This is a genomic window from Curtobacterium sp. MCSS17_016 (assembly GCF_003234255.2).
Taxonomy (GTDB): domain Bacteria; phylum Actinomycetota; class Actinomycetes; order Actinomycetales; family Microbacteriaceae; genus Curtobacterium; species Curtobacterium flaccumfaciens.
Window position 1 is genome coordinate 90,221 of sequence record NZ_CP126255.1, and the last position, 20,194, is coordinate 110,414.

36 protein-coding genes are annotated in these 20,194 nt (G+C 67.6%); 8 read left to right on the top strand and 28 right to left on the bottom strand.

Annotation, left to right across the window (positions count from 1 at the left end; translation table 11 throughout):
- Positions 1 to 4: 4 nt before the first annotated feature.
- Entirely contained in the window at positions 5 to 370 is a 366-nt protein-coding gene (locus DEJ19_RS18760; protein ID WP_111232256.1) for a hypothetical protein, read from the bottom strand.
- Positions 371 to 853: 483 nt separating this feature from the next.
- On the opposite strand from DEJ19_RS18760, the gene DEJ19_RS18765 reads away from it, so the two are divergent.
- Positions 854 to 1,489: a hypothetical protein gene (locus tag DEJ19_RS18765; protein ID WP_111232255.1), complete on the top strand. Its 636-nt coding sequence runs from the start codon at positions 854 to 856 to the stop codon at positions 1,487 to 1,489.
- Here the strand turns inward: DEJ19_RS18765 and DEJ19_RS18770 are convergent.
- From DEJ19_RS18770 to DEJ19_RS18815, 10 genes are all read right to left on the bottom strand, one after another.
- Entirely contained in the window at positions 1,456 to 1,749 is a 294-nt protein-coding gene (locus DEJ19_RS18770) for a hypothetical protein (RefSeq protein WP_111232254.1), read from the bottom strand. The genes DEJ19_RS18765 and DEJ19_RS18770 overlap by 34 nt on opposite strands.
- 9 nt (positions 1,750 to 1,758) lie before the next feature.
- Positions 1,759 to 2,061 (bottom strand): hypothetical protein, encoded by a 303-nt coding sequence (locus DEJ19_RS18775; protein ID WP_111232253.1) that lies wholly within the window; start codon positions 2,059 to 2,061, stop codon positions 1,759 to 1,761.
- Positions 2,062 to 2,215: 154 nt separating this feature from the next.
- Positions 2,216 to 2,401 carry a hypothetical protein gene (locus DEJ19_RS18780; RefSeq protein WP_111232252.1) on the bottom strand — a complete coding sequence of 62 codons (186 nt, stop codon included), beginning with the start codon at positions 2,399 to 2,401 and terminating at the stop codon, positions 2,216 to 2,218.
- A 67-nt stretch (positions 2,402 to 2,468) separates the two neighbouring features.
- Positions 2,469 to 2,750, bottom strand: a complete 282-nt coding sequence (locus DEJ19_RS18785; protein ID WP_111232251.1) for a hypothetical protein — start codon at positions 2,748 to 2,750, stop codon at positions 2,469 to 2,471.
- Positions 2,750 to 3,034 carry a hypothetical protein gene (locus DEJ19_RS18790; protein WP_111232250.1) on the bottom strand — a complete coding sequence of 95 codons (285 nt, stop codon included), beginning with the start codon at positions 3,032 to 3,034 and terminating at the stop codon, positions 2,750 to 2,752. Before DEJ19_RS18790 ends, DEJ19_RS18785 begins: the two co-directional genes overlap by 1 nt.
- The gene (locus DEJ19_RS18795; RefSeq protein ID WP_111232249.1) at positions 3,031 to 3,366 is read right to left on the bottom strand and encodes a hypothetical protein; all 336 of its coding nucleotides are present in this window, start codon (positions 3,364 to 3,366) and stop codon (positions 3,031 to 3,033) included. The genes DEJ19_RS18790 and DEJ19_RS18795 overlap by 4 nt, the downstream gene beginning before the upstream one ends.
- A 54-nt stretch (positions 3,367 to 3,420) precedes the next feature.
- Entirely contained in the window at positions 3,421 to 4,125 is a 705-nt protein-coding gene (locus tag DEJ19_RS18800; protein ID WP_111232248.1) for a hypothetical protein, read from the bottom strand.
- A 72-nt stretch (positions 4,126 to 4,197) separates the two neighbouring features.
- Positions 4,198 to 4,722, bottom strand: coding sequence for a hypothetical protein (locus DEJ19_RS18805; protein ID WP_111232247.1), 525 nt, complete (start codon positions 4,720 to 4,722; stop codon positions 4,198 to 4,200).
- Positions 4,719 to 5,033, bottom strand: a complete 315-nt coding sequence (locus DEJ19_RS18810) for a hypothetical protein (protein WP_111232246.1) — start codon at positions 5,031 to 5,033, stop codon at positions 4,719 to 4,721. Before DEJ19_RS18810 ends, DEJ19_RS18805 begins: the two co-directional genes overlap by 4 nt.
- Positions 5,034 to 5,201: 168 nt before the next feature.
- A complete protein-coding gene (locus DEJ19_RS18815; protein ID WP_146250558.1) occupies positions 5,202 to 5,735 on the bottom strand; it encodes a hypothetical protein in 534 nt (177 codons plus the stop codon).
- Between the two features lie 219 nt (positions 5,736 to 5,954).
- On the opposite strand from DEJ19_RS18815, the gene DEJ19_RS18820 reads away from it, so the two are divergent.
- Positions 5,955 to 7,034: a hypothetical protein gene (locus tag DEJ19_RS18820; RefSeq protein ID WP_284176618.1), complete on the top strand. Its 1,080-nt coding sequence runs from the start codon at positions 5,955 to 5,957 to the stop codon at positions 7,032 to 7,034.
- A 10-nt stretch (positions 7,035 to 7,044) separates the two neighbouring features.
- On the opposite strand, the gene DEJ19_RS18825 is transcribed toward DEJ19_RS18820, so the two are convergent.
- Positions 7,045 to 7,185: a hypothetical protein gene (locus tag DEJ19_RS18825; protein WP_181441449.1), complete on the bottom strand. Its 141-nt coding sequence runs from the start codon at positions 7,183 to 7,185 to the stop codon at positions 7,045 to 7,047.
- A gap of 38 nt (positions 7,186 to 7,223) precedes the next feature.
- Between DEJ19_RS18825 and DEJ19_RS18830 the strand changes: the two genes are divergently transcribed.
- Positions 7,224 to 7,988: a hypothetical protein gene (locus DEJ19_RS18830; RefSeq protein WP_146250555.1), complete on the top strand. Its 765-nt coding sequence runs from the start codon at positions 7,224 to 7,226 to the stop codon at positions 7,986 to 7,988.
- A gap of 6 nt (positions 7,989 to 7,994) precedes the next feature.
- On the opposite strand, the gene DEJ19_RS18835 is transcribed toward DEJ19_RS18830, so the two are convergent.
- The 3 genes from DEJ19_RS18835 to DEJ19_RS18845 form a co-directional block, all read right to left on the bottom strand.
- Positions 7,995 to 8,441, bottom strand: a complete 447-nt coding sequence (locus tag DEJ19_RS18835; RefSeq protein WP_111232242.1) for a hypothetical protein — start codon at positions 8,439 to 8,441, stop codon at positions 7,995 to 7,997.
- Positions 8,442 to 8,504: 63 nt separating this feature from the next.
- Positions 8,505 to 8,846, bottom strand: coding sequence for a hypothetical protein (locus DEJ19_RS18840; RefSeq protein ID WP_111232241.1), 342 nt, complete (start codon positions 8,844 to 8,846; stop codon positions 8,505 to 8,507).
- A 41-nt stretch (positions 8,847 to 8,887) separates the two neighbouring features.
- Positions 8,888 to 9,247 carry a hypothetical protein gene (locus tag DEJ19_RS18845; protein WP_111232240.1) on the bottom strand — a complete coding sequence of 120 codons (360 nt, stop codon included), beginning with the start codon at positions 9,245 to 9,247 and terminating at the stop codon, positions 8,888 to 8,890.
- Between the two features lie 114 nt (positions 9,248 to 9,361).
- Here DEJ19_RS18845 and DEJ19_RS18850 point away from each other — a divergent pair, with 114 nt between their 5' ends.
- The 4 genes from DEJ19_RS18850 to DEJ19_RS18865 are packed head-to-tail and all read left to right on the top strand — an operon-like array spanning position 9,362 to position 12,884.
- Entirely contained in the window at positions 9,362 to 10,387 is a 1,026-nt protein-coding gene (locus DEJ19_RS18850; RefSeq protein WP_111232239.1) for a hypothetical protein, read from the top strand.
- Positions 10,388 to 10,413: 26 nt separating this feature from the next.
- Complete coding sequence (locus DEJ19_RS18855) at positions 10,414 to 11,340, top strand: hypothetical protein (protein WP_111232238.1); 927 nt, start codon at positions 10,414 to 10,416, stop codon at positions 11,338 to 11,340.
- Between the two features lie 26 nt (positions 11,341 to 11,366).
- Entirely contained in the window at positions 11,367 to 12,416 is a 1,050-nt protein-coding gene (locus tag DEJ19_RS18860) for a hypothetical protein (protein ID WP_111232237.1), read from the top strand.
- A gap of 21 nt (positions 12,417 to 12,437) precedes the next feature.
- The gene (locus DEJ19_RS18865; RefSeq protein ID WP_111232236.1) at positions 12,438 to 12,884 is read left to right on the top strand and encodes a hypothetical protein; all 447 of its coding nucleotides are present in this window, start codon (positions 12,438 to 12,440) and stop codon (positions 12,882 to 12,884) included.
- Here DEJ19_RS18865 and DEJ19_RS18870 read toward each other — a convergent pair.
- Together DEJ19_RS18870 and DEJ19_RS18875 are read right to left on the bottom strand one after the other, a co-directional pair.
- Positions 12,881 to 13,309 (bottom strand): hypothetical protein, encoded by a 429-nt coding sequence (locus DEJ19_RS18870; RefSeq protein WP_111232235.1) that lies wholly within the window; start codon positions 13,307 to 13,309, stop codon positions 12,881 to 12,883. The two genes, DEJ19_RS18865 and DEJ19_RS18870, sit on opposite strands and share 4 nt — an antisense overlap.
- A gap of 70 nt (positions 13,310 to 13,379) precedes the next feature.
- Positions 13,380 to 14,069, bottom strand: a complete 690-nt coding sequence (locus DEJ19_RS18875) for a GIY-YIG nuclease family protein (RefSeq protein ID WP_181441448.1) — start codon at positions 14,067 to 14,069, stop codon at positions 13,380 to 13,382.
- Positions 14,070 to 14,142: 73 nt separating this feature from the next.
- Here DEJ19_RS18875 and DEJ19_RS18880 point away from each other — a divergent pair, with 73 nt between their 5' ends.
- Positions 14,143 to 14,622 (top strand): DUF2510 domain-containing protein, encoded by a 480-nt coding sequence (locus tag DEJ19_RS18880; RefSeq protein WP_111232234.1) that lies wholly within the window; start codon positions 14,143 to 14,145, stop codon positions 14,620 to 14,622.
- Positions 14,623 to 14,649: 27 nt separating this feature from the next.
- Here the strand turns inward: DEJ19_RS18880 and DEJ19_RS18885 are convergent, their stop codons facing one another.
- From DEJ19_RS18885 to DEJ19_RS18935, 11 genes are all read right to left on the bottom strand, one after another.
- Positions 14,650 to 15,213, bottom strand: coding sequence for an RNA 2'-phosphotransferase (locus DEJ19_RS18885; protein ID WP_181441447.1), 564 nt, complete (start codon positions 15,211 to 15,213; stop codon positions 14,650 to 14,652).
- A gap of 7 nt (positions 15,214 to 15,220) precedes the next feature.
- Positions 15,221 to 15,949, bottom strand: a complete 729-nt coding sequence (locus DEJ19_RS18890; RefSeq protein WP_111232232.1) for a hypothetical protein — start codon at positions 15,947 to 15,949, stop codon at positions 15,221 to 15,223.
- A gap of 103 nt (positions 15,950 to 16,052) precedes the next feature.
- The gene (locus DEJ19_RS18895; RefSeq protein WP_111232231.1) at positions 16,053 to 16,277 is read right to left on the bottom strand and encodes a hypothetical protein; all 225 of its coding nucleotides are present in this window, start codon (positions 16,275 to 16,277) and stop codon (positions 16,053 to 16,055) included.
- Complete coding sequence (locus DEJ19_RS18900; RefSeq protein WP_111232230.1) at positions 16,268 to 16,765, bottom strand: hypothetical protein; 498 nt, start codon at positions 16,763 to 16,765, stop codon at positions 16,268 to 16,270. Before DEJ19_RS18900 ends, DEJ19_RS18895 begins: the two co-directional genes overlap by 10 nt.
- Entirely contained in the window at positions 16,762 to 17,223 is a 462-nt protein-coding gene (locus DEJ19_RS18905; protein ID WP_111232229.1) for a hypothetical protein, read from the bottom strand. The genes DEJ19_RS18900 and DEJ19_RS18905 overlap by 4 nt, the downstream gene beginning before the upstream one ends.
- Positions 17,223 to 17,582 (bottom strand): hypothetical protein, encoded by a 360-nt coding sequence (locus tag DEJ19_RS18910; protein ID WP_111232228.1) that lies wholly within the window; start codon positions 17,580 to 17,582, stop codon positions 17,223 to 17,225. Before DEJ19_RS18910 ends, DEJ19_RS18905 begins: the two co-directional genes overlap by 1 nt.
- A gap of 7 nt (positions 17,583 to 17,589) precedes the next feature.
- Positions 17,590 to 17,964: a hypothetical protein gene (locus tag DEJ19_RS18915; RefSeq protein WP_111232227.1), complete on the bottom strand. Its 375-nt coding sequence runs from the start codon at positions 17,962 to 17,964 to the stop codon at positions 17,590 to 17,592.
- 7 nt (positions 17,965 to 17,971) lie between these two features.
- Entirely contained in the window at positions 17,972 to 18,187 is a 216-nt protein-coding gene (locus DEJ19_RS18920) for a hypothetical protein (protein WP_111232226.1), read from the bottom strand.
- Positions 18,184 to 18,612, bottom strand: a complete 429-nt coding sequence (locus DEJ19_RS18925; RefSeq protein WP_111232225.1) for a hypothetical protein — start codon at positions 18,610 to 18,612, stop codon at positions 18,184 to 18,186. Before DEJ19_RS18925 ends, DEJ19_RS18920 begins: the two co-directional genes overlap by 4 nt.
- An 83-nt stretch (positions 18,613 to 18,695) precedes the next feature.
- Positions 18,696 to 19,652: a hypothetical protein gene (locus DEJ19_RS18930; protein ID WP_111232224.1), complete on the bottom strand. Its 957-nt coding sequence runs from the start codon at positions 19,650 to 19,652 to the stop codon at positions 18,696 to 18,698.
- A 21-nt stretch (positions 19,653 to 19,673) separates the two neighbouring features.
- Positions 19,674 to 20,183 (bottom strand): hypothetical protein, encoded by a 510-nt coding sequence (locus DEJ19_RS18935; protein WP_111232223.1) that lies wholly within the window; start codon positions 20,181 to 20,183, stop codon positions 19,674 to 19,676.
- Positions 20,184 to 20,194 lie beyond the last annotated feature (11 nt).

Below are 20,194 nucleotides of genomic sequence, written 5' to 3' on the forward strand. Positions count from 1 at the left end.
GGGCCTATGCGCGGACGGACGCCGAAGCCGCCCACCGCAAGGCCGGGTGGTCGGCCACGATGTCGGCGGTGGGGACGGCGCTGCACTCGCCGGTCCAGGTGGCCGTCAGGCGCCACCACTGGTCGTGCTGCTTCTGGAACACGCTGCCGGTGCGGGTGGTGGCGACTGACCCGTTGACAGCGGCGTCGAGGTCGTCTGCGGTCGCGGCGGTGCCAGCGGGAAGGAGGGTGAGCTGGGCGGGGTCCGGTACGGCTGAGGCTTGGCTGCCCGGCTGGTCGCTGAGGGTCACCCAGCCGGAGCGGGTGAGCGCCGCAACGGTGGGGATGCTCGTGGACTGGTCGATGGCGAGCTCGCCGACGTTCTGGTGCATGTGGACGCCTATGCCGGCTGCACCCAGCTGGGCCCGGTGCTTCCGCCCGCTCCACCTGAGGAAGCGTCGAAAATCCGGTCCGACCGGGGGTTTCTCCCGTCAGCCTTCCCGCTTCCGATTCCCGGGGGTGAGACACATAGGGAGAGGGGATGTATATGCCATAGGGAGACTAGGGGAAATACATCTACTACTACCTACCTATCTTTACCTAATGAATAAGTCTGTCTGTCAAGAGGGGCCCACTGCCCCTACTTCCCCGGAACGACGCGGATGCCGGTGACTTAACCGTCCCGGCCGTTCGGTGAGCAGAACCGGGTTACGCGGAAGCGAAAGGGGTCGCTCGGACTGGTCCTGCTTGACCGTCGCAGATTTCCGGTACGGTCGACGCTTCCGACCTCGGAGGTAGATGTGTGGTTCAGCAGGCGGCGTTCGCCCGAAGTGTCGACCGCTGAACCGTTCGGGCCCGCCCCTACGCTCAACCCTGTGCCCGCTCATCTGACAGCCGACGACGTCCGTGGTCGCATCCGCACACAGCTGTTCCGGGCAGACCACGCCAACCGGTTCGCCGATGCGACGTTCCGGTACGCTCGGCCGTTCTCCGACGGAATCGTCGTCGGACTGTGTTTGGACTTCCCCGACGACGTCGTCACCGTGACGGACGACAGCCTCGACGGGCTGCCTTTGACCGTGGACGAGCTGTACGCGTACGGGCAGCTGAACACCGACAAGGAACCGGTCGACGAACGCCGTGAGGTCATGCCAGGGATGCACCTCGTCGCCGGGGAGTCCTTCTTCACCGCGGCGAAGGCCGCGAACCTTCCCGGCGTGCTCGGTGCTGCACCATTCGGGACGTTGTTCACCGTCCCGCAGCGGCACCTGCTACTCGCTCTCCCTATCGCTGACGAGCGGACTCTGCCGATGGTGGAGCACCTGCTGGGCGCGACGATCCAGGTCATCACCGGCTCGCCGGCACCCGGCGGGGTCCTCTCCGCCGACGTCCACTTCTCCCGCGGTGGAGAGGTCACGAAGATGACGTCCGTCGGCGATGACGGCCGTGTGGTGTTCGCAGCTGACGCGCGCCTCGGTCAGGCGTTCGAAGACGCGCTCAGCAGCCGCTGACCCTCCCTGTGGGAGGCGAACAGCACCTCGGTGAGTTCCCGCTCCGCGCGACGGTGCGCTCGCTCTGCGATGCGTTCCAGCCGACGGGCTTCCTCGGTTGCCGCCATCGCGTCGAGGTACGCCCGTTCGGTGGTGTTCCGGCGGTCCCGCAGCTCCTCCACGGTGACCTCCCCGCGGTCGTCTTCAAAGTGGTCTCGGCTGAGCGAGCACCGGCATGCTTCGTCGGTGCCGGCGGTCGTGTGCGACTGGTGCAGTTTCATCGGATGGTCCTACATGCCGTTGCGGACGAGGGTGTTCCCGGCCTGCTCGAGGTACCGGCGGGCGGTTCGCAGGTCCTCCAGCGGGGACCCGTCGAACCCTCCACGGATCCTGCCGGTGAACACTTCGGCGAGGGTGTACATGGACGCTGGGCTGACCACTGCGCGTTCACGTCCGGCAATCGCTGCGTCTGCGCTGCGGAGCGCAGTTGCGGCGGCGAAGAAGTCGTGAGCGATGCGGCCGGACCAGTGGTGGCCGATGCTGTCGAGGTGGGCGGCCTGCTCGGCCAGGCTGAGTGTGGTGTCGGTCGGCATGATGTGCTCCTGGTGCGGCAGTGGTTGGTGTGCACGATGCCTATGCGCGGACGTCCGGCGCCGAGGCGTTGCTTGACTGGTTGTTGCTGCAGTCGTCGGGGTGAAACAGAAAAGCCCCGGTCAAGACGATGCGCGTTGCTTGACTGGCGGTTGCTCAGAGGTCGAGGTCGAACCCGCTGATGGCATCGCCGATGCCTTCTGCGATCCCGCCGACGACTTCGACGACGCCGGCGAGGAACTCCCCCACCCCGTCAAACGGTCCCGACGCCGCGGCCTTCTTCGCCTCTTCCTTCGCAGGCTCCGTAGCGGCGTCCACGGCTGTCTTGTCGATACTGACCATGCCTGTCGTCGATGCGACGAACGCCCCGCCGACAGGACGTCAGCGAGGCGTTCGGAGATGGTTCGGGTCAGTCGCCCCCTGCCGGGAGCACAGCGGGCGTGAACCAGGGCCCTGGCCGCCCAGCAAGCATGTCTTCGGCCATGATCTGCGCGAAGGCACGGTTGATGGCCCAGCAACGGTCATGGATGAAGTCCGGTGCCCAGCCGACGAGCTCCTGCTCGGCAGCTTCCATGGTCTTGGCGTAGAGCTGCTTCTGCCGGCGGATCTGCTTGTCGCATTCCCGGCAGCGGCCGTACTGGACGGCGAGGAGCCGCCCGTGGCGGTCCTGTTCGACCTTCTTCGCCCCCATCAGACGCCGACGTGGCTGATGGTGGTCCGGTGAAGGTCGCTCGGATCGATGATGTCTGAGTCGTTCATGACGCGGGCGGCGTCGAAGTTGTCGTTGAACGCTGCGATGATCTGCTCGCCGACGGTGAGCTTCCAGGGGAGGTTCTCCGCGGGGGCCTCGGTGACGGTGATCGCGGCGTCATTCATCGCCTCCGCCTCGATGACACGGCGGATGGCTTCCGCGGACAGGTCGGCGCACGGGCCAACGGTGACGATGAACGTGCGGGGCTCGTCGAAGGTCTTCACTTGGCGGCCTCCTCAGCGACGACGACGGAGATCGTGGAGTCGACGGCGAGATCCCGTGACAGGGCCTCGTACACGTCCTGCGCGACGAAGTCAGCGCCGCCCATGGTGCGGACGGTGACGGTCAGCGTGTGCTCCACGTACGTCCGGTCGAGCTCGTCAGGTCGCATGCGAACGACGGCGCCGCTGTCCCAGGTGACGGTGTACGTGCCGTCGTCGTGAGTGTCGGTGATGGTCCCGGCGTTGTTCGGGGTGAGCTGGTGTTGCGTGTACAGCGCGATGCTGGGGTTGCTGAGCACGACAGGGGTGCCGTGGTCCGGGCGGTGGTTGAGCAAGGTCGTCCTTTGGGGGTCGGCGGGCGGGTGCTGACCCTATGCGCGGACGTGGCGTCAGCGGAGTGCGGCGAGGACGGTCGTGTCGAACGTGTTGGAGTCGGTGACTGACAGCGTGGCGGGGGTGGTGCCGGCTGCTGCGGTGTACGCGAAGTTCCAGGTGTGCGTGGAGCCGTGCGGCAGGTACTCGTTGCAGCCGGGGTTGCCGGCGATGCTGGACGTTTCGTAGATGGGCGCCATCTCGTTGCCGTTGCTGTCGTACGCCTGGATGTAGGTGCCGTCCCCGCCGGAGCAGGAAAGGTCGACAGCTGCGGAACCGGAGACGGTGTAGCTGGTGTGCACGAGGATGAGCTGCTGACCGGCGTCGGCGGCGAGGGTGGTGCCGTCGATGGTGGGGATGCTCGGTAGCACTTCCGCTCCGGTGACGGTCATCGTTGCTCCGCCGACGGTGAACTGCGTGTTCAGCGGCAGGACCTCCGGAGTCGGAGTCTCTGTTGGCGTCGGCGCTGAGACGACGTCCTCCTCGGGGGTGGGGGCGTCGGTGGCTTCCTCGGAAGGTGCTGCTGCCGCGGCGGCAGCAGTGGGCGACGCTGCCGTCGGCGCGCTTCCCTTGCCGGCGTTCATGGCGAGTGCGCCGATGATGCCTCCAAGGCCGAGGAGGACGACCACTGCGACCGCTCCGATGACGATGAGGGTCCGCTTCGACAGCGTCACACCGGTGCTGCGTGGGCGGTTGTCGTCGGGCTGCTGGTCGTCAGTCACAGCAGGAGAGTTTAGGGATGCTCACAGGTCCGCCGGTACGCCCACATCCGAGGGGCGTACCGGCGGGCGAGGTCACTCCTGCGCTGCGACGGCGGCGGCGATGCCGAACTGCGGCTGCCGGCCGAACTGGTGGTCGTGCGGCGTGAACCAGAGCGACAGGATGCTCTGCGCCATCACGACGGCATGTTCGTGCTGGGTGATGGTGTTCGCGCCGAGGGCTCCGAGGTTCTCCATGGAGATCCGGACCTTCTGACTTGCGTCGGTGATGGTCTGCTCGATGGCGGTGAGCAGGGCCGGGTTCCCGGCGGTGATCTGGATGAGGTTCCGGTCGGCGACGGCGCGTGCTCCGCGGGCGTCGTGGTCGTCGTCTTCCCGGCCGACTTCTCCGCCGTGGCAGGTGACGATGTCCCATCCGCTGCTGGAGACGACGTTCGCCGTTTCGACCTGCTCGTGGTTCTCGCGTCGGAGGATCTCGTCGCCGTTGTACCAGGCGCCAGGGGTCGCGCCTGCTCGTACCGCTTGCAGGGTGACGACGGCGAGTTCCATCTGGTCGAGCAGCGGCATGCTCCGCCACTCGCCCGGGTCGAAGTCGGTCACGAGAGAACCCCTTCTTCGGTGAGGCGACGCTCGATGTCGGCTCGTCGCTGCTCGTCCTCGAGGCGCAGCCGCTCCGCGCGCTCCGCGTTCCACCGCTGCTCCTCGATGGTGGCGCCGGTGAGCAGGTGCGGGACTGTGAACACGTCCGACTCGGGGATGAGGACGGGGCCGCCGATGTTGCGGTAGTCGGGCGAGTTCCGCATGGACACAGCTCCCTCTCCGTGGTTCTCGGGGACCTGCCACGTCTCGGTGTAGCCCCACTTCCCGGACTCTTTGAACAGCTCCACTTCGACGGTGAGTTGGTCGGTCATCTACTGGTCCTCTCGCCGGGTTTCCGGGCACCGGTCAGGGCCCTGCTGCCCCTATGCGCGGAGTGAGCCAGCTGAGGTGTGAGAGAGGTGTGTGCGCTTCGTTAGCTGCTGATGTTGGTTTGAAAGCGGGGTGACGTCGGGACCGCCGCAACGGCCGGGGTTGGGCTCTTACGCGATCTCGATGAGAAACGCTCTCTGCTGCTCGGCGAACTGCTGAGCGGCAGCGAGTGCGGTCGCCCGGTCGTTGCTTGCAAGATTGCTCGCCGGGTAAGCCTGCGGCCCGGAGCACATGACGCCCCATTTGATAGCTCCGGTTGCTTCCCGGATTCCGAAGAAGTACATGACAGTTCGGCCCAGCCCGTCGTAGTCCGTGTTGGCCTCGTCCACCAGGGAGTTCATCGCTGGCTGCTGCTGGAAGCCGTTGCTGACGTCTCGAACCGTCGCCGCTCGTTCGGCGGTTTTCGCCTTGATCTCCGCGATGATCGCGTCGGGTACCGGCTTGTCGGAGCGGACCTGCACCTGCTCGCCGGACGCGAGTGTGTAGACCGTCGTCCGGTATGTCGGTCGTGGTGTCGGCGTCGCGCTCTTCGTCTCGGCGACTGTGGACGCTGCGAGAGGCCCGCTTTCGTTGGACTGAGCACAGCCGGCAAGGGCGGCGGTGACGGTCATGGCGGCGGCGAGGAAGATGACGGTGCGTCGCATACTGCTCAGCCTAGGGGTGTCGAGAATCACTTTCAGGACACCAGTTCGGGGTGGTTTGTGACCCGCAGTCGCTGGCGCCGGCCGGGCGCTTTCTCAGCGTTCTCGGGCGCATCAAACCTGCTGCGCCGCAGTGGTCCTCGTCAGGTGCTGCGGACCAGTCAGCGAGCTCCGGACCGGACCTCGGAGGGTAACGGCGGGCCGGGCACCCTCTACGCTGACGTGAACATCGACGTTGGAGGGGCCATGGGGCTGCTGGATCGACTGCTCGGCCGGGACCGGAAGCCGGAGCAGGCAATCGACGAGCCGGCGCCGGGTATGGCGGACTTCGACGCTGAACGGCGCCGCGCTGAAGCGGCCGGTTCGTTCGACGGGAAGCACTTCACCGAGTGGGCGCCGGTCGTCGACGAGCTGCGGAAGGACGGTCGCACCGAGGAGTCGTTGGCGCTGGCGTACCGGTGCATCGACGCGACGGAAGCGCAGGACGCCGTCGACGGTCACGGCATCGCACCCGGCTACTACTGGGACGCCGCAGTGGCGCTTCGAGCGCTTGTCCGGCATGACGAGGAAGTGGCCGTCCTCGAGCGGTACCTGAACCGTGCCGGCGGTCGGAACCCGAAGTTCGAGGACCGACTCCGGACTGCCGCGGAACTCCGGGACGCCGCCGCGAACGCAACCGACCCGGCATGCCCCACGTGCGCGACGGTGCTCGATGCGCCGCCGAAGAGCCGCGGGAAGTGCCCGTCGTGCGGGCAGCAGCTGGTGATGCGGACGGTCGCCGGTCAGCGGGTGGCGTTCACCCCGGAGCAGGCCGCCGAGCAAACAGCAGCGGACAAGGCGGCGAAGCAGCGGGCGAACTTCCTGAAGCGGCTCGGCTACTTTGACGTCACTGAGGAAGGCTGGGACCGCACGCAGCAGGAACTCACCGGCCAGTTCGGTACCCCGGCGAAGGACGGCGACGTGTACTGGCGGCTCGCGAACGAGGCAGCACTCCGGTACGAGCAGACCCGCCAGTGGGCTCTCGGCATGCGGGTCCGGAACGACATGGCGAAGTTCAACGTCGAGGAGGGCCGCGATTGGGTCGGCTCTGCCCGTCTCGCGGCGCAGGACGCAATGCGGGACCTGCAGGAGTACGACGACGCGAAGCAAGCGATGATCCTCATCGCCTGCCCCTGCGACGTCTGCCAGGCGGACCACCTGACGGTGAAGCCGCTCGGGACGTTCGCCGCGGCGTGGCCGCTGCCGCACGCGGACTGCAGCCGGCCGCCGTGCCGGTGCCGCATCCAGCGGCAGATGTACTGAACTTCAGCGGCTACACGGCGCGGACGGTGACCTCGAGACGGGTGCCGTCGTCGAATGTGAACTCCACCTCCCCGGAGCCCTGCAGCTTGTACGCGACGGCTCCCGCCGGACGGGTGTCGAAGATGTGCTTCTGGAGTTCGTTCTTCTGCATGCCCCTCCTATGCGCGGGCGGACCGCTACAGTCGCGGGGTGACGAACCCGCAAACCCAGCGGCAGCCCCCGTCGCACAGGGGTTGGACCCGCCGACTCTACGAGTGGGCGTCGGCTCAGCCGTCTGGGCCGCGGGTGAATCGAGCCCTCAGGATCGCCATCGCCGCCGTTTGCATTGGGGGTACTATCTTCGGCCTGTCGAACTGGCACGGCGCTTGGACCTCGCTGCAGGACCATCTCGCCACTGGGGACTATTGCCTCGACCTGGCAGTATTCGAGGATGACGTGGCGGCTGCGGAGACGACCGCACTCGGATTCGCCGGCATAACCTTCGCCGTTCTGCCGATCGTCCTGTTCAGCGAGTCAACGGCGGATCTGCTCAGTCTGCTCTTCATCATCGTGAGCACATATCTCGGCTTTGCTCCTGCGGGTTGGAAGCCGGGGCTCGAAGGGGCGCATCGCGTGGCAGCAGTAGTCACGCTCGGTGTCATCGCCATGTTGGTGATCGTCATAGCCCACCTCTTCCGGCGCGCGACCGCGGCCGACGCAAAGAGCAGCCCTCCGCCTGGGCGTGACCGCGGCTACTTGGAGCGGCTCTGGCAAACTTGGCCACTAATCGTCTTGGCGGCCGGGACGATTGTCTTCGTCGCAGTGGCCACCCCACTCCTTCGGCCGTTCAGCTCCACAAACGAGGTTGCAGTGGCCACCGTCAAACAGCACCTCAGCGACTTGCAGAAGGACGCCGACACGACGATGTGCGGTGGTGGCCGTACGGAGCCGGAGCCGGGCCCGTCGAAGGGGTGACCCCGTTCAGTTGTCGTGGTTGAGCGGCGGCTTGTGGGCGAGGAGCAGCAGGAGGGTCAGTTCGCGGGCGGCGGTGACGCTGCTGCTGCGGATCCAGGCGACGCCGGAGGTGTCAAGATAGTCGTTGACTGCGGTGAGCGCGTCCCCGTCGCTGTGCCCGGGTTGCCCGCGGACGATGTGCTGCAGACCCAGGTGCTGCCGGGCGACGAGCTGCCGGGTGTGGGAGCGAGTCAGATCTCCCGTCCGGTCGAGGTCGGCGGTGATGCGCTCGCGAAGGTTCTCGACGGCGGTGAGGTACACCGGTTCGCCGTCGTGGAAGTAGGCGAGGACACCCGGGTCGGGTGGTGCGATGCCGGCCTCAAGGCCGGCGACCAGGTGGCGGTACTTGCCGAGGAGGGTCCGCCATTCGGTGATGGCGAACGACGGTAGTTCGGGTTCGAATTCAGCGCGCAAAACGTCGACCAGTCTCTGCTGAACCTCTGACTGGCGCAAGCAACCGGGTTGCGGCGCCGACGGCTACTGCTCCTCGGTGGTGAGCAGTCGGAGGTACCGGGTGAGGACCTTCTCGGCGTGGTCGCGGGCGTCGGCGCCGAAGTGGTTGCGGTCGCCGCGGCGGATGGCGGCGAGTTCCATCGTCAGCAGGAACGGCAGGCCTTCACGCTCGGGGCCCGCGGTGCGCCGGAAGTTGATCAGGTTCTGGTTCGGCTGGTGGGTGGTGGTGATGTCGAACTTCTCCCGCCGCTTGACGATGGTGTCGTGGCCGGCGCCGGTGGTCTTCGGGCGGGCGAACCGGTCGGAGCAGAGGGTGCAGAAGTGCGGCTTCGGGTCGCTGTTCGGGATGCGGGAAGCGAAGATCATGCGCTGTTCCTATCGGTTGCGGGGCGGGTTCGTCGAGGACGCTATGCGCGGACGTCAGCGCGACCTGCTGCGGTGAGGAATGCGACGTAGCGGGTGAGGACGAGGGTTGCGTGCGCTACCGCGTCCGCGCCGTGTCGGTCTCGTCCGCCACCTCTGATGGCGTCCAGTTCTCCGAGCACTGCCATCGCTGGAGTGTCACCGGAGTTGGTGAGAGCGGTGCGGAAGTCGTTGAGGATCGTGTTCGCCGGGTTGGCGGTCGCGATGACGTACTTGTCGCGGCGGACCAGCTTCGTGACGTGGGATGTGGTCGCTCGTGTCTTCGGCTCTGCGAATCGTTCCTGGCAGAGCAGGCAGCGGTGCGGTGCCGGGTCGGCGTTGTGGATGCGGGAAGCGAGAAGCACGAAGAGGGGTCCTGTCGGTGGTGCGTGGGCGTCCGCTCCTATGCCGTCGGCGCCGGTTCGGTCTCACCGCACCCGCGGCTCTGGTCGCGCCCCGCCGCATGGTCGCGCAGTGTGATGCTGCGCAGACGATCCGATGGCGGTGCGACGGACCCGGTGCTGGTCATCGCCGCGGTTGCGGTGTCGCTTGTGCTCCTCATCGGTGGAGCGCTGACCACCTCGAGTGTGGTTGCGTCGTCGAAGCGGAACGCCGCAGCGTCATCGTTGGTGCAGGTCCGGGTCGCCGAGGAGTCGGCTCGGCTTCGCACCGGTTCCTACACGGCGGACCGGTCCGCGCTGCAAGGAGTGTCGTCCTTCCCCGTGGAGGGGGCGATCACCGGCAACGGCAACTGCTTCGGGGCGTTCACCTCTGACGGCGCCGGCGGGTACCAGTACATCGACTCGGGGCGGTCCGCTGCTGCCGCTGTCCCCTCACCGTGGCCGGCTGCTGCACCTGCTTCCTACCCGGCGGATTGCTTCTGGCCGACCCGGCCGGCAGCGCTCACTGCGTCCCGGGTGACGAACCTGGTTCCGAATCCCACCGCAGCGACCGCACCGGACGGCTCTGCGAACCTCGGCTTGGGGCTGAACGCGAAGGTCACGTCGGTGTCCGCGGCGACGACTGCCGGGACCGGGTTCCAGGTCGCCCCGACTGGCGGCTCCAACGACACCGCACTCACCTTCGGCGACCAGGCGGCGAACACCATGCGCCTCAGCATGCAGGCCGGCCGCACGTACACGGTGTCTGGCACCGTCATACTGTCGGCGGCGCAGACCTCGACGAACCTGCAGGGGGCACGTGCTCGCGGGATCTCCGTGTTCGCCACCGACGCGCTCTATTACATGCAGAACTCGGCGCAGGCGCCGAACAAGCCGGGCACGTACCGGCTGTCGCTGACGTTCACCCTTCCGGTTGCAGCGACGAACGCGTTCATCCGGTTCTACAACGGCTCCGACAGCCCCGGCGACACGCTCACATGGTCCAACCTCTCGTTGACGGAGTCAGCGGCATCAGTCGAGTTCGGGGATGGCAGCTCCCCCGGCTGGGCATGGTCGGGTGAGGCGAGCAAGTCCATCAGCAGCGGGCCGGCCCTCGGCGGGTAATCGCCTCGCCGCATCCGTTTGAGGTCATGCGCCGCTTCTTCCGGTCTGACCGGGCCGCCACAGACCCGATCCTCGTCATCGCCGCCATCGCGGTGTCGCTCGTCTTACTCGTCGGCGGTTCGTTCACCGTGTCGGCGCTCATCGCGAACGGGAAGGACCACAACGCCCGCCAGGACCTTGCCACGATGGTCACGTCGATGCGGGCAGGGTTCCTCGAGCAGGGCATTAGCAGTTACCCCGGCGGCGGCACGTACCTGCGCGACGGGACCACGGTGTACGGCTTCTCCCCCACCGCGGCGAAGACAGCAACACAGCTCGCGTCATCTCTGTCGGACACCACGACGGCAACCGCGACGGCGATGTGCGGGACGTCGTGGACAGTGTTCGTCAAGTCGGGCACCGGGTCGTGGTTCTGGCAGAACAGCGGCTCCGCAAAGCAGCAGCAGGTTCCCTCGCCGTGGCCGGTGTCGGCGCCTTCCGGGTACCCGTCCGCGTGTTACTGGCCGTCGGCGGCGATCGACAGCACAACAGCTGCTGGTGCTGGTACACAAGCGACGCTCGACACAGCGCGCGGCACCGCGATGACGCTCGGAGTCTCGTACGCCGGGCAGACGTGGGCTCGCATCGCCAGCAACGACACGTTCACCGAGTCAAAGATGGCCCGCAGCTTCGTCATGGATCCATCCACCCTGGTGCAGGGCAAGGAGTACGTCGCGGACTTCCCAGTCGCCAACGACGGCCCAACCGACGTGTGGGTGGAGACAGACTGGGTGGACGCGCTCTTGGTCTACAACCGCATCCCCGCCGGTTCGACCGGAACTGTCCGGGCCCTCGGCGTCCCACAGGCCGGCGCTGTCTACGGTTCCACGTACCGCTTCGCCGACCTTTCCCCACAGTCGGGCGTCGCAGCCGGCGTGCTCTTCCAGGCGCCCACAATCCGGGCACTCAGGTAGCCGGTCCGCCGCATCCTGCTGAGGTCATGCGCCGCTTCCTCCGGTCGGACCGGGCCGCAACGGACCCGATCCTCGTCATCGCCGCCATCGCGGTGTCGTTGGTGCTCCTCGTCGGCGGCGGCTTCACAGTGTCCGGGCTCATCGCGAACGCGCAAACCTCGAACGCCAAGCAGGATCTCACCCGTGTTGTCGTCGCCGAACAGGCCTTGCAGGCCGCCGGCTCCGCGTACAGCAGCGAGCTCGCTGCGCTGACTGGCGGGCCAGTCGGTGCGACGTTCTCAGAAGCGGTGACACCGGGGCTTCGAGCGTCATCGGACTGCTTCGCGGGGTTCGCGACCGCACGGAACGGGCAGACGTTCATGGTGTCCTCCGCGCGGACCGCGCCGACTGTCGTACCGTCACCGTGGCCGTCGTCCGCACCTGCTGGATACCCGCCGAACTGCTCGTGGCCGTCTTCAGCTGCTGACGCAGTCACCTCAACGACAGCGAACCTCGTCACCCCCACCGTGCCGACCGCGGCGACGCCGTTCGAGTCAGAGTGGGGCGGCGCTCCGGCCGGGACGGTGACGTTCCGGTCCGACTCCTCCATCGACCGTCCGTACCAACGGAACACGTTCACCGCCGACGCGTGGAACGACGGGCACGCTGTTGTCGCAAGCCCCCGCGGCGCCGGCGGCGTCACGTGGAAGCCGAACACGAAGTACACCTGGTCGGAATGGGTGCGCCCATCAGTGGACATCCCCGGGTACTCCCCGACGATGTTCGTCTACGGCAGCGCCGGAGGGTCGTTCTCGAACGCGGGCAGTTCAGCGAGAACGATTCCCGCGAACGTGTGGACGCAGCTGACGTTCACGTTCACCACCCCGGACGTCGCAATCAACGGGGTGTGGCCGCAGTTCCGCGTCGGCTTGCCCGCCGTCACCTCCTTCAAGGCCGGTGTCACCCTCGACGTCACGAAGGCGATGCTCACGGAAGGCAGCACCCTCTTCACCTACGCGGACGCATCAACACCGGGTTGGTCGACCACCGGCAGTGGAGGAACTCTCGTCGCGCAGGGCCCCGCGACCGCGCAGTAGTCCGCCGCATCAGCATCATCCGTGCGACGTTTCCTTCACGCTGACCGGGCCGCAACCGACCCGATCCTCGTCATCGGCGCCATCACCGTGTCGCTGGTGCTGATGACCGCGGGGACGTTCACGTTGCGGGGTCTGCAGCTCCGCGCCGCGGACACGGCGGCGAAGGCGAACCTGTCGTCGGTGGCGTTGGCGGAAGCGGCGACGTTGAACCTCACCGGCGTGTACACGAACGCTGTCGCGTCGCTGACGTTGGACGGGAAGCAGACGCTCGCCGTGGATCCGGGCACTGCTCTGGTAGCTGGGAACGGTTGCTTCGCCGGGTTCTCCCCGACACCGGCGGGCAAGTGGTTCTACGTCACCTCGAAGGCAGGCGAGCCGGCACCGGTCGGAGCGCCATGGCCCACTACCGCGCCGTCGGGGTTCCCGTCCGGCTGCACCTGGCCGACCGCCGCGCCGCCGGCCAGCTAGTCAGCAGGGACGACGCGGGCGACAACTGCGCCGTCGCGTGTGACTTCGACAACACCGCCACCTTCGACGACCTCGAGCAGCCGCTCCCACTGAGCGGGCCCCTCGGCTACGTCAACGGTGTCAGCCGGCGCCACTTGGCTGAGTGCGTCGCGCCGGGTCAGCCACCACTGCTCGACGACGGCGAGAGTGGCGAGCGCTTCCGGGAGCAACATCGTTGTCCGCTCCTCATGCGGGAACACCGGCTGTTCCGTCAGGTGCTCGACGATGCGACGCCGGTCCAGGAACCGGTCGTGCACGTGCGGAGCGACCGCGGCCGCGATGTCTGCAGCGACTTCCCGGGGCGGGATGACCGTCTGCTCCCCGTCGGCGTCGCTGAGCAGCGGCACGTCCGCGAGGACGTCGGCGAGGTGGGCGGCACTGGGCATGGTGGTCCTTCCCGTCTGCGGTGCCGTCCCAGTATGGCGGGGCGGGCGCGGTGAGTATGCGCGGGCCGGGTCAGTCGTCATTGAGCGGCGGCGTCCACGCGTACAGCAGTCCGTGCTCGAACCGCTTCGCCTCGGAGGCGCTGGCGGCCGGCACCCAGCCGACTTCGCACCCATCCACCCAGGCGGTGACCGCGGAGGCTTGCTCGGCGGTGACGCCGGTGGAGCGGTCTCGGGCGGCCTTGCGTGTGAGGCCGAGTTCCGTGACAGCGACCCAGGCGCGGAAGGTGGAGTGGGACAGGTCGGTACCGGTGTCGAGGTGCTGGCCGAGGCGCTTGCGGAGGCCGCCGCCACTGGCCGCACGGCCGGCGTACACGGGCTCCCCGTTGCGGAACCAGCAGTAGACGCCTGGGTCGCGTGGGATGAGCGTGTAGTCCTGGCGGAGTTCCTCCGGTGTGTACCGGTCCGCGTCGATGACGGTCCGCCAGTGGTATCCGTGCGGCCCGTCGGGCACCCGCTCATCGGCGAGCATGTCAGCTGGGACGGTGCCGGCGATGAGCTGCCGGATGAGGTCCGCCTCCCACGACCCGGGACGGCCGGCGAGGAGCTGCTCGACACCGCCGACGTTCGCTGCGACAGCGGTGAGCACCGACGCGGCCTCAGCTGCGAAGTCAATCGGCTCCTGGGCGCCACCCCGGCTGCGCGTCCGACGAGCAAGGTCGGTGAGGGTCCGCACGGCGTCGACGGCTGGGTCGAGGGTCATGCTGGTCAGTTTGGCCCATCGGCACCCGAAGTGGGACATGAGGAGTTGACCGCAGTTCAGGTTCGATGGGTGGGTGACTTCTCCTGCACCTGGTTGGTACCCAGATCCCGCTGGCACCGCTCAGGCTCGGTTCTGGGACGGTGCCGCGTGGACCACGCAGACGCAGCCGTTCCCGGCCCCTTCGTTCAGTGCGCCCGCGCAGCAGCAGCAGCAGCAGCAGGTGGCGCAGCCCACCGTCACCACGACCACGTCACCGTCCGCTTCCACCGCGAAGGTGCAGCGCTACTACCTGTCGAACCTGCTTCGGTGGCGCTACTGGCAGTTCACCGTGCTGGGATCGCTGGTCATCGGAGTGGTGCTGACGGTGATCTTCGCGCCTCTCGGCTACCTGTTCTTCGTCGTGCTGCCACTGCTGGCATGGTTCTGGCTGCGAGTGCAGATGGTCTGCCACAACTGCCGCCGCCGTCTCGCGGTCACGAAAATCGACGGGCAGCTCGAGCAGTGCTCGAACTGCTACCACCCGACCGACAACGCCCTCCGTCAGGCTGAGTGACAGCTTCCCCCACGTCGGTCCTGCCGGTCAGTGCAGGGGCCGCACGGTCAGGTACCGGGCAGGGACCTCATCAGCGAGGACGACCCGGTCGTGGCCGACGTAGAACGGCACACCGTCCGTGTGGGCGGTGACGGCGTCCACTTCGAGCAGCAGCGGGTGCGGTGCCTTCCGTCGGCCGGCGTCGAGGGCGAGGTCTGCGTCCGTGGTGAGGTGCACATACTGGCGTCCCATCGGCTGCAGCCCCAGCCTCTGGCCAACGATGAGATTCACCGCGGCGGGTGACGTCGCGTGGAACAGCGGCCCCGTCGGGGTGTACGGCTGCTTGACGATGCGGTCTGCGACGGAATGGCCGTACTGAGCACGGATCCGGTCCCCGTCGATGGCGAACCGTTGTTTGTCCGACTGGGCGATGACCCGGCGAATGTCGTCCTCAGTCGCCGGCTGCTTCGACGATTGCAGCGCGGCGACCAGGTCGCGGAGCGGCACCGACCCGTCGGCGGCGAGCTCGAGGCCGAAGTCTCTCGGGGCGTGCCGGAGGGCGCGGCTGAGCGTCTTCGACAGGCGGACGTCGGCTTTGTTCACGGTGGCCACGGGGCCTCTATGCGCGGTCCACCCCGTTGCGCTGCGGTTGGAATCGCCGGTCCGTGTCGAGAGTGCGCACCCAGAGCTGCTCCTCGATGCTCCAGTCTTCTGTGTCAACCTGGTCAGGATTCCGAGTGCGGAAGATCTGGATGAGCCCCCGTCGCAATGCCGGAACGACGTCCGCCGGCCGGTCGTAGGACTCGTCGATGAGGTAACCGAGGACCGCGAGCGCTGCGTCTCGCGTCAGGTTCGGGTTGCCCGTTAGCGCGACAGCTGTCTCAAAGGACATCGGTTCCGCGGCTCGCGCGTTGAGAGCTTCGGCGGGAAGTGATGCATTCCGAAGTGCCGCTGCTTGAACCCATTCCTCTGCGTCCCAAGCAAGTCTTGCAAGTGCGTCGGGCGGCGTCCCCTCGTTTCCTGCGACCGCTGCGCGGACACGCGTCGTGGGGTCGGCGGCGTTTCTGAGGAGGATGGCAGCCGGAGCGTTGACTCGACTGCACAGCATGTATCGGACGTACTCGGTGTCCTCAGCCATGCGGAGCACGATGTCGTCAGGCGTTGTCGGGTTCAGGGCGAGCGCACCACGGACGCTTTCCTCCGGGTCACTGGCGAGCAGATCGGCCACTTCCGCCGTCAATCGAGCGTCCGATGCGACCGCCCACCGGTCTTTGCTGTTCTCAGACTCTGCATGCCGCCGCAATTCAGCGTCGGGCAGCGTCACTAGCTCGTCCTCGTAGCGGGGCATGGGTTCCCTTCGTCGAAGGAAGCGTACCGACGGAATGAGCTGCTGAAGGCCGGAACTGACGCACACCGTGGTCAGGCAAACGCGTTTGGGGACCCGCCCCGGGTCAGGTTCTCGCGATGGCCTTGTCCCAGCGTTGCCAGAACGCCCGCTTCGTATCGACGTACCGGTTCGACACCCACCAGTACCCGCCGCTGTGCACGTGGACCCCGACTGGGTACCAGCGGGCGGGCAGTCGCGGCGGCCGCCCGGTGCGGCGCAGCAGGACACGAAGAGCGGTGTAGCGGCGCTCCTTGAGTTTGCCCGGCGTGGCGGCCGCCATCAGCTCCACCAGCCGAACCGTGCGGCGAGGTGCGCGGTGCGCGCTTCGATGAGGTGGCGGAGCGGGCCCGGCTCGCCGAACGCGTGGACGGGGTGGTGGCAGGTGCGGTCGGCGCCCTTGTCGTAGTCGCAGGGTTCGTCCATACGCCACCAGTCGGGGTCGTCGGTCGGTGAGCAGCGGCTGATGGTCCACGGGGCGTCGTCGATGGTGGCAGGGCGGACCGAGGTGATTGTCTCGTCCCGGCCGAGACGCATGGCGGTCGCGATGTGAAGGTCCCTTGCTTGCTCTTCGCTGACGGCCAGGTAGTGGCGGCGCTGCTCACCCCAGCCGTGCTGGTCGCTGAACACCACATAGGGGACGCTGTTCCACCGTTCGGCCGGCATGTTCACGTTGCGGTGCGGGTGGCCGTCGTGGAACGCCGGGTCCGTGCAGAACACGCCGGCGTATTCCGGGTGCGGGGCTAGGCACACTGTCTGGGTCGAGGTGTTCGTGGTCACTGGGTGTCCTTCGTCCGAATGACGTCGAACACGTTGATGGCGTGGGCGGCGTCGCGCATGTCGTGGTGGTCCTGGTCGGGCAGGTGCAGTCCTTCCGCGGTGGCCTTCCTCGCGAAGTCCCGCCAGGAGCGGGTGTCGTCGCAGAACGCGCACTCCCCGAACTTCGGCAGTCGCTTGCCGGTGTGGTCGGAGCACTGGTCCGCGTGGTGCCGCATGCGGGCGGCGAGGGTGAACGCGACGTCACGCCATCCGGAGACGCCGACGCCACGGCTGCTCTTCGCCTGCGCGACGACCGTTCGGTACTCGGTGACCGCGGCAGCATCAGTGCAGTACGGGCAGTCCCTGGGGTCCGATTCGTCTTCCAGGTCCCCGTACGGGTCGTTGTGGATGCTGCACCTGTCGGAGCCGAGATTGACGGCGAGGGTCTGCGCGAGACGTTGCCAGGACGGGCCGGCCATCAGTTGTCGCCGTTGCGGAGCCGCTGGTGGAAGTCGATGGTCGCCTGCTCGACGAGCACCGTGCGGTACGACTGCCACTGCCGTTCGCGGCCGTCGTCGTGCTGCACGGCAAGTTCGATGTCTCGGCTGCCGTACGACTGCGCCCAGGAGGACGGGTTCTTCTCGAAGATGCCGGTGACGGTGCCGGTGCCCTCCCGGGATGCGCGCGGGAACTGCTCGCTGGCGTTGTGGACGCGGGCGCCGACGGTGATGCCGTTGACCTCGTCGATTGGCTTGTACCCGGCGTGCTCGAGCTGCTCGGCCACGGGTCGTGAGAGGCGTTCCGTGAGGGAGGCGGTGGCGTAGTCGAAGTCGCTCATGCTGCCCCTATGCGCGGACGTCAGCGGCGTCGCGCGGTTCCCACTGGTCGAGGAGGTGCAGTTCCTGCGAGGCGCGGCCCACAGCCCACGCGTCCGGGTTGTTCGGTCCGAAGCGGTGGGCGCGAAGCGAGATGAGCGATGCGACGAGCTCGTCGGTGACCAGCGAGAAGTTCGCGGTGAGCAGCGCTTCGTAAGCGGTGCTCACGGTCACCGCTGCGTCCGCGTCTGACGGGTGCTCGGTGAGCGCATCGGCGAGGCCGTGGAGGTGAGCCAGGAGGCGACGCTGCTCGGCGTTGCGGGACTCCGGGTGCAGGGCGCCCCAGTTGTGGTACTTCGGGATGTCGTCGTTCACGGTGCGCTCCTGCTGCGTCGAGTTGGTCACGGTGTCCCTATGCGCGAACGTCGGCCGGGTACGTGAGCGCAGACGGGTGGACGGTGTTCCATCCGTCGGGGTCGTCGTCGAACCGGACCTGCAGCAGCCAGCCGCCGGCGCCGGAGAGGACCTGCACCGGCTTGACGATGACGCCGGAACGGCCGTCGAGTTCGACGCGCATCCGCTGCTTCGCCGGCACCTGGTACCGGTCGCGGACCGCCTGCATACTCATGCGTCGACCATCTCACGGCACTGCGGGCAGAAGTCGAGCCCGGACGCCTGCATCGCGACCTTCTTCGTCTTCGCGTAGGCGTGCGTGTCGTGCTCGTCGCAGGTCACGATCCACCGGCGGTCGTCATCGACGGCGACGCCAAGCGCTTCGACGTTCGCCACGGTGATGGGCACCCCGGTGGCGCGGCTGATGCGGCTGATGTACAGCGTCGGGGCGGGGCCGGCTGCCCGGCAGGCGTCGCAGAAGTCAAGGCCGGTGGAGGTCATCGCAGCCCCCTTCGTCCGGGTGAAAACGAGCGTGCCGTGCGGTTCGCAGACGGCGACCCAGCCGTGGTCCCCGTCAGCGTCGATGCCGAGGTCCTCAGCGCGACCGACCGTGAGGACGGTGCCGGTGACGCGAGAGGTGCGCTGCACGATGCTGTTCATGCTTCCTCTATGCGCGGAGCGTCCGCGTTCCGGGGTTGCTGTCGGGGACGAGACGGCTCGGGTCCGTCCCGCCCCCACCCTGCTTACTTACCTCCGGCGGCGCGCTTGCGGTCGCGGTTCTTCGCGCGGAGCGTCTTCAGCTCGTCCTGGTGGGCGGCCATGTCCTCAGTCCACGAGTAGTCCTTCACGTACTTCGCCAGGCCCTTCTCGCGGATGAGGTCCTCCTGCACCTCGACGGTGGTGCCGTGGAAGTGGGCGAGGGCTTCGAGGTTGGTGCGGAGCTTCCCGGCGATGGACGCCTTCCGCTGTCGCTGCTCATCGGCGCGCTCGCCCTCGGTGCCGTCGTACGGGTAGGCGCCCTTCTTCTGGGTGGCGGCGTCGGAGAGGATGTCCACGACCATCGACACGGATCCGGACGTGACCGAGGTGATGTTGTCGGCCTCGTACCCGTACGTGCCGTACGTGGTGAGCCCGTCGGGGTGGCGGACGGTCTTCGCAGCCTTCTTCGCAGCCTTCTCTGCGGCGGCCTGCTCGCGGGCGGTGCGGCGGGCGTCACGCTCCGCCTTGTCACGGGTGACGATGCTCGACGGCTTGCCGAGGACCGAAGCCGGAGCTGACGGGTAACATATCGTACACGCGAGCTCCCCAGCTGCGTCCACGATCTCCGCCTCGTCGTGACCGGAGTACTGCGGCAGCCACTCCCACGACGTCGTCGGGAACGTGGTGCTGCACGCGAGGGTCCTGTGGACGTGCCCGCCAACGTTGGTGACGATGAACGCACGCGTCCACTGGCGTCGCTGCCACTCCGTCTCCAACGGCAGCTCCCTCGCACGGATGGCGTCGCGCTGCTGCTCGAGCTCCTCGATCGCTTCCTCGTACGACGGGATGCTGCTCGCGGAGTAGTAGCGGGGCTCCCGACGCATGCGGGCGAGTTCCTTCTCGCGGGCATCGAGCTTCTGCATCACGTCGGTGCGCTCGGCGTAGTAGCCGGCGAGTTCGGTGTCGATGTCGGTCGGGGTGCGGGTGCCAAGGTCGCTCATGACTGGTCTATGCGCGGACCGTCAACGAATCGGGTGACGTGGGACAACGTCGTCAGGTTCGAACATGGTCGGGTCGAGCACCCATTCGTCTTCGCCGCGGCTGTGGAAGCGTGCGAGGACCATCGTGTTCAACGCGCCGATCTCGTAGACGCGTGCGCCCGGGTACCCGATGTTGGTGAGCCGTGTCGCGAACCACTGCGCCTGCTCGAGGTTGTCTGTCCAGGACATGCCCCGTGAGGTTTCGTCGGTCGCCCCGCGGTACAGGGTGATCAGTTCCGGCAGTTCGGCGGTGGTGGCTGGGGTGGTGTGGTTGAGGTACTCGCCGTTGTCGAGGACGGTGCCGAACAGGGTCAGCCACAGGTCGGTGCTGAGGGTCCGCGCCGGCCATTCCGCCATCGTCCACGCCGCTTCCAGCCCTGCTGCTATCTCCGCTGTGTCGGTCAGCTGCTGCGTGCCCACCGCGTTCGCCAACGCGACCGGGTAGTCGTTCCGTCCGAGGCGTGCTGCGACGTCTGCCCACTTCGTCGTCATGGGGTCCCTCC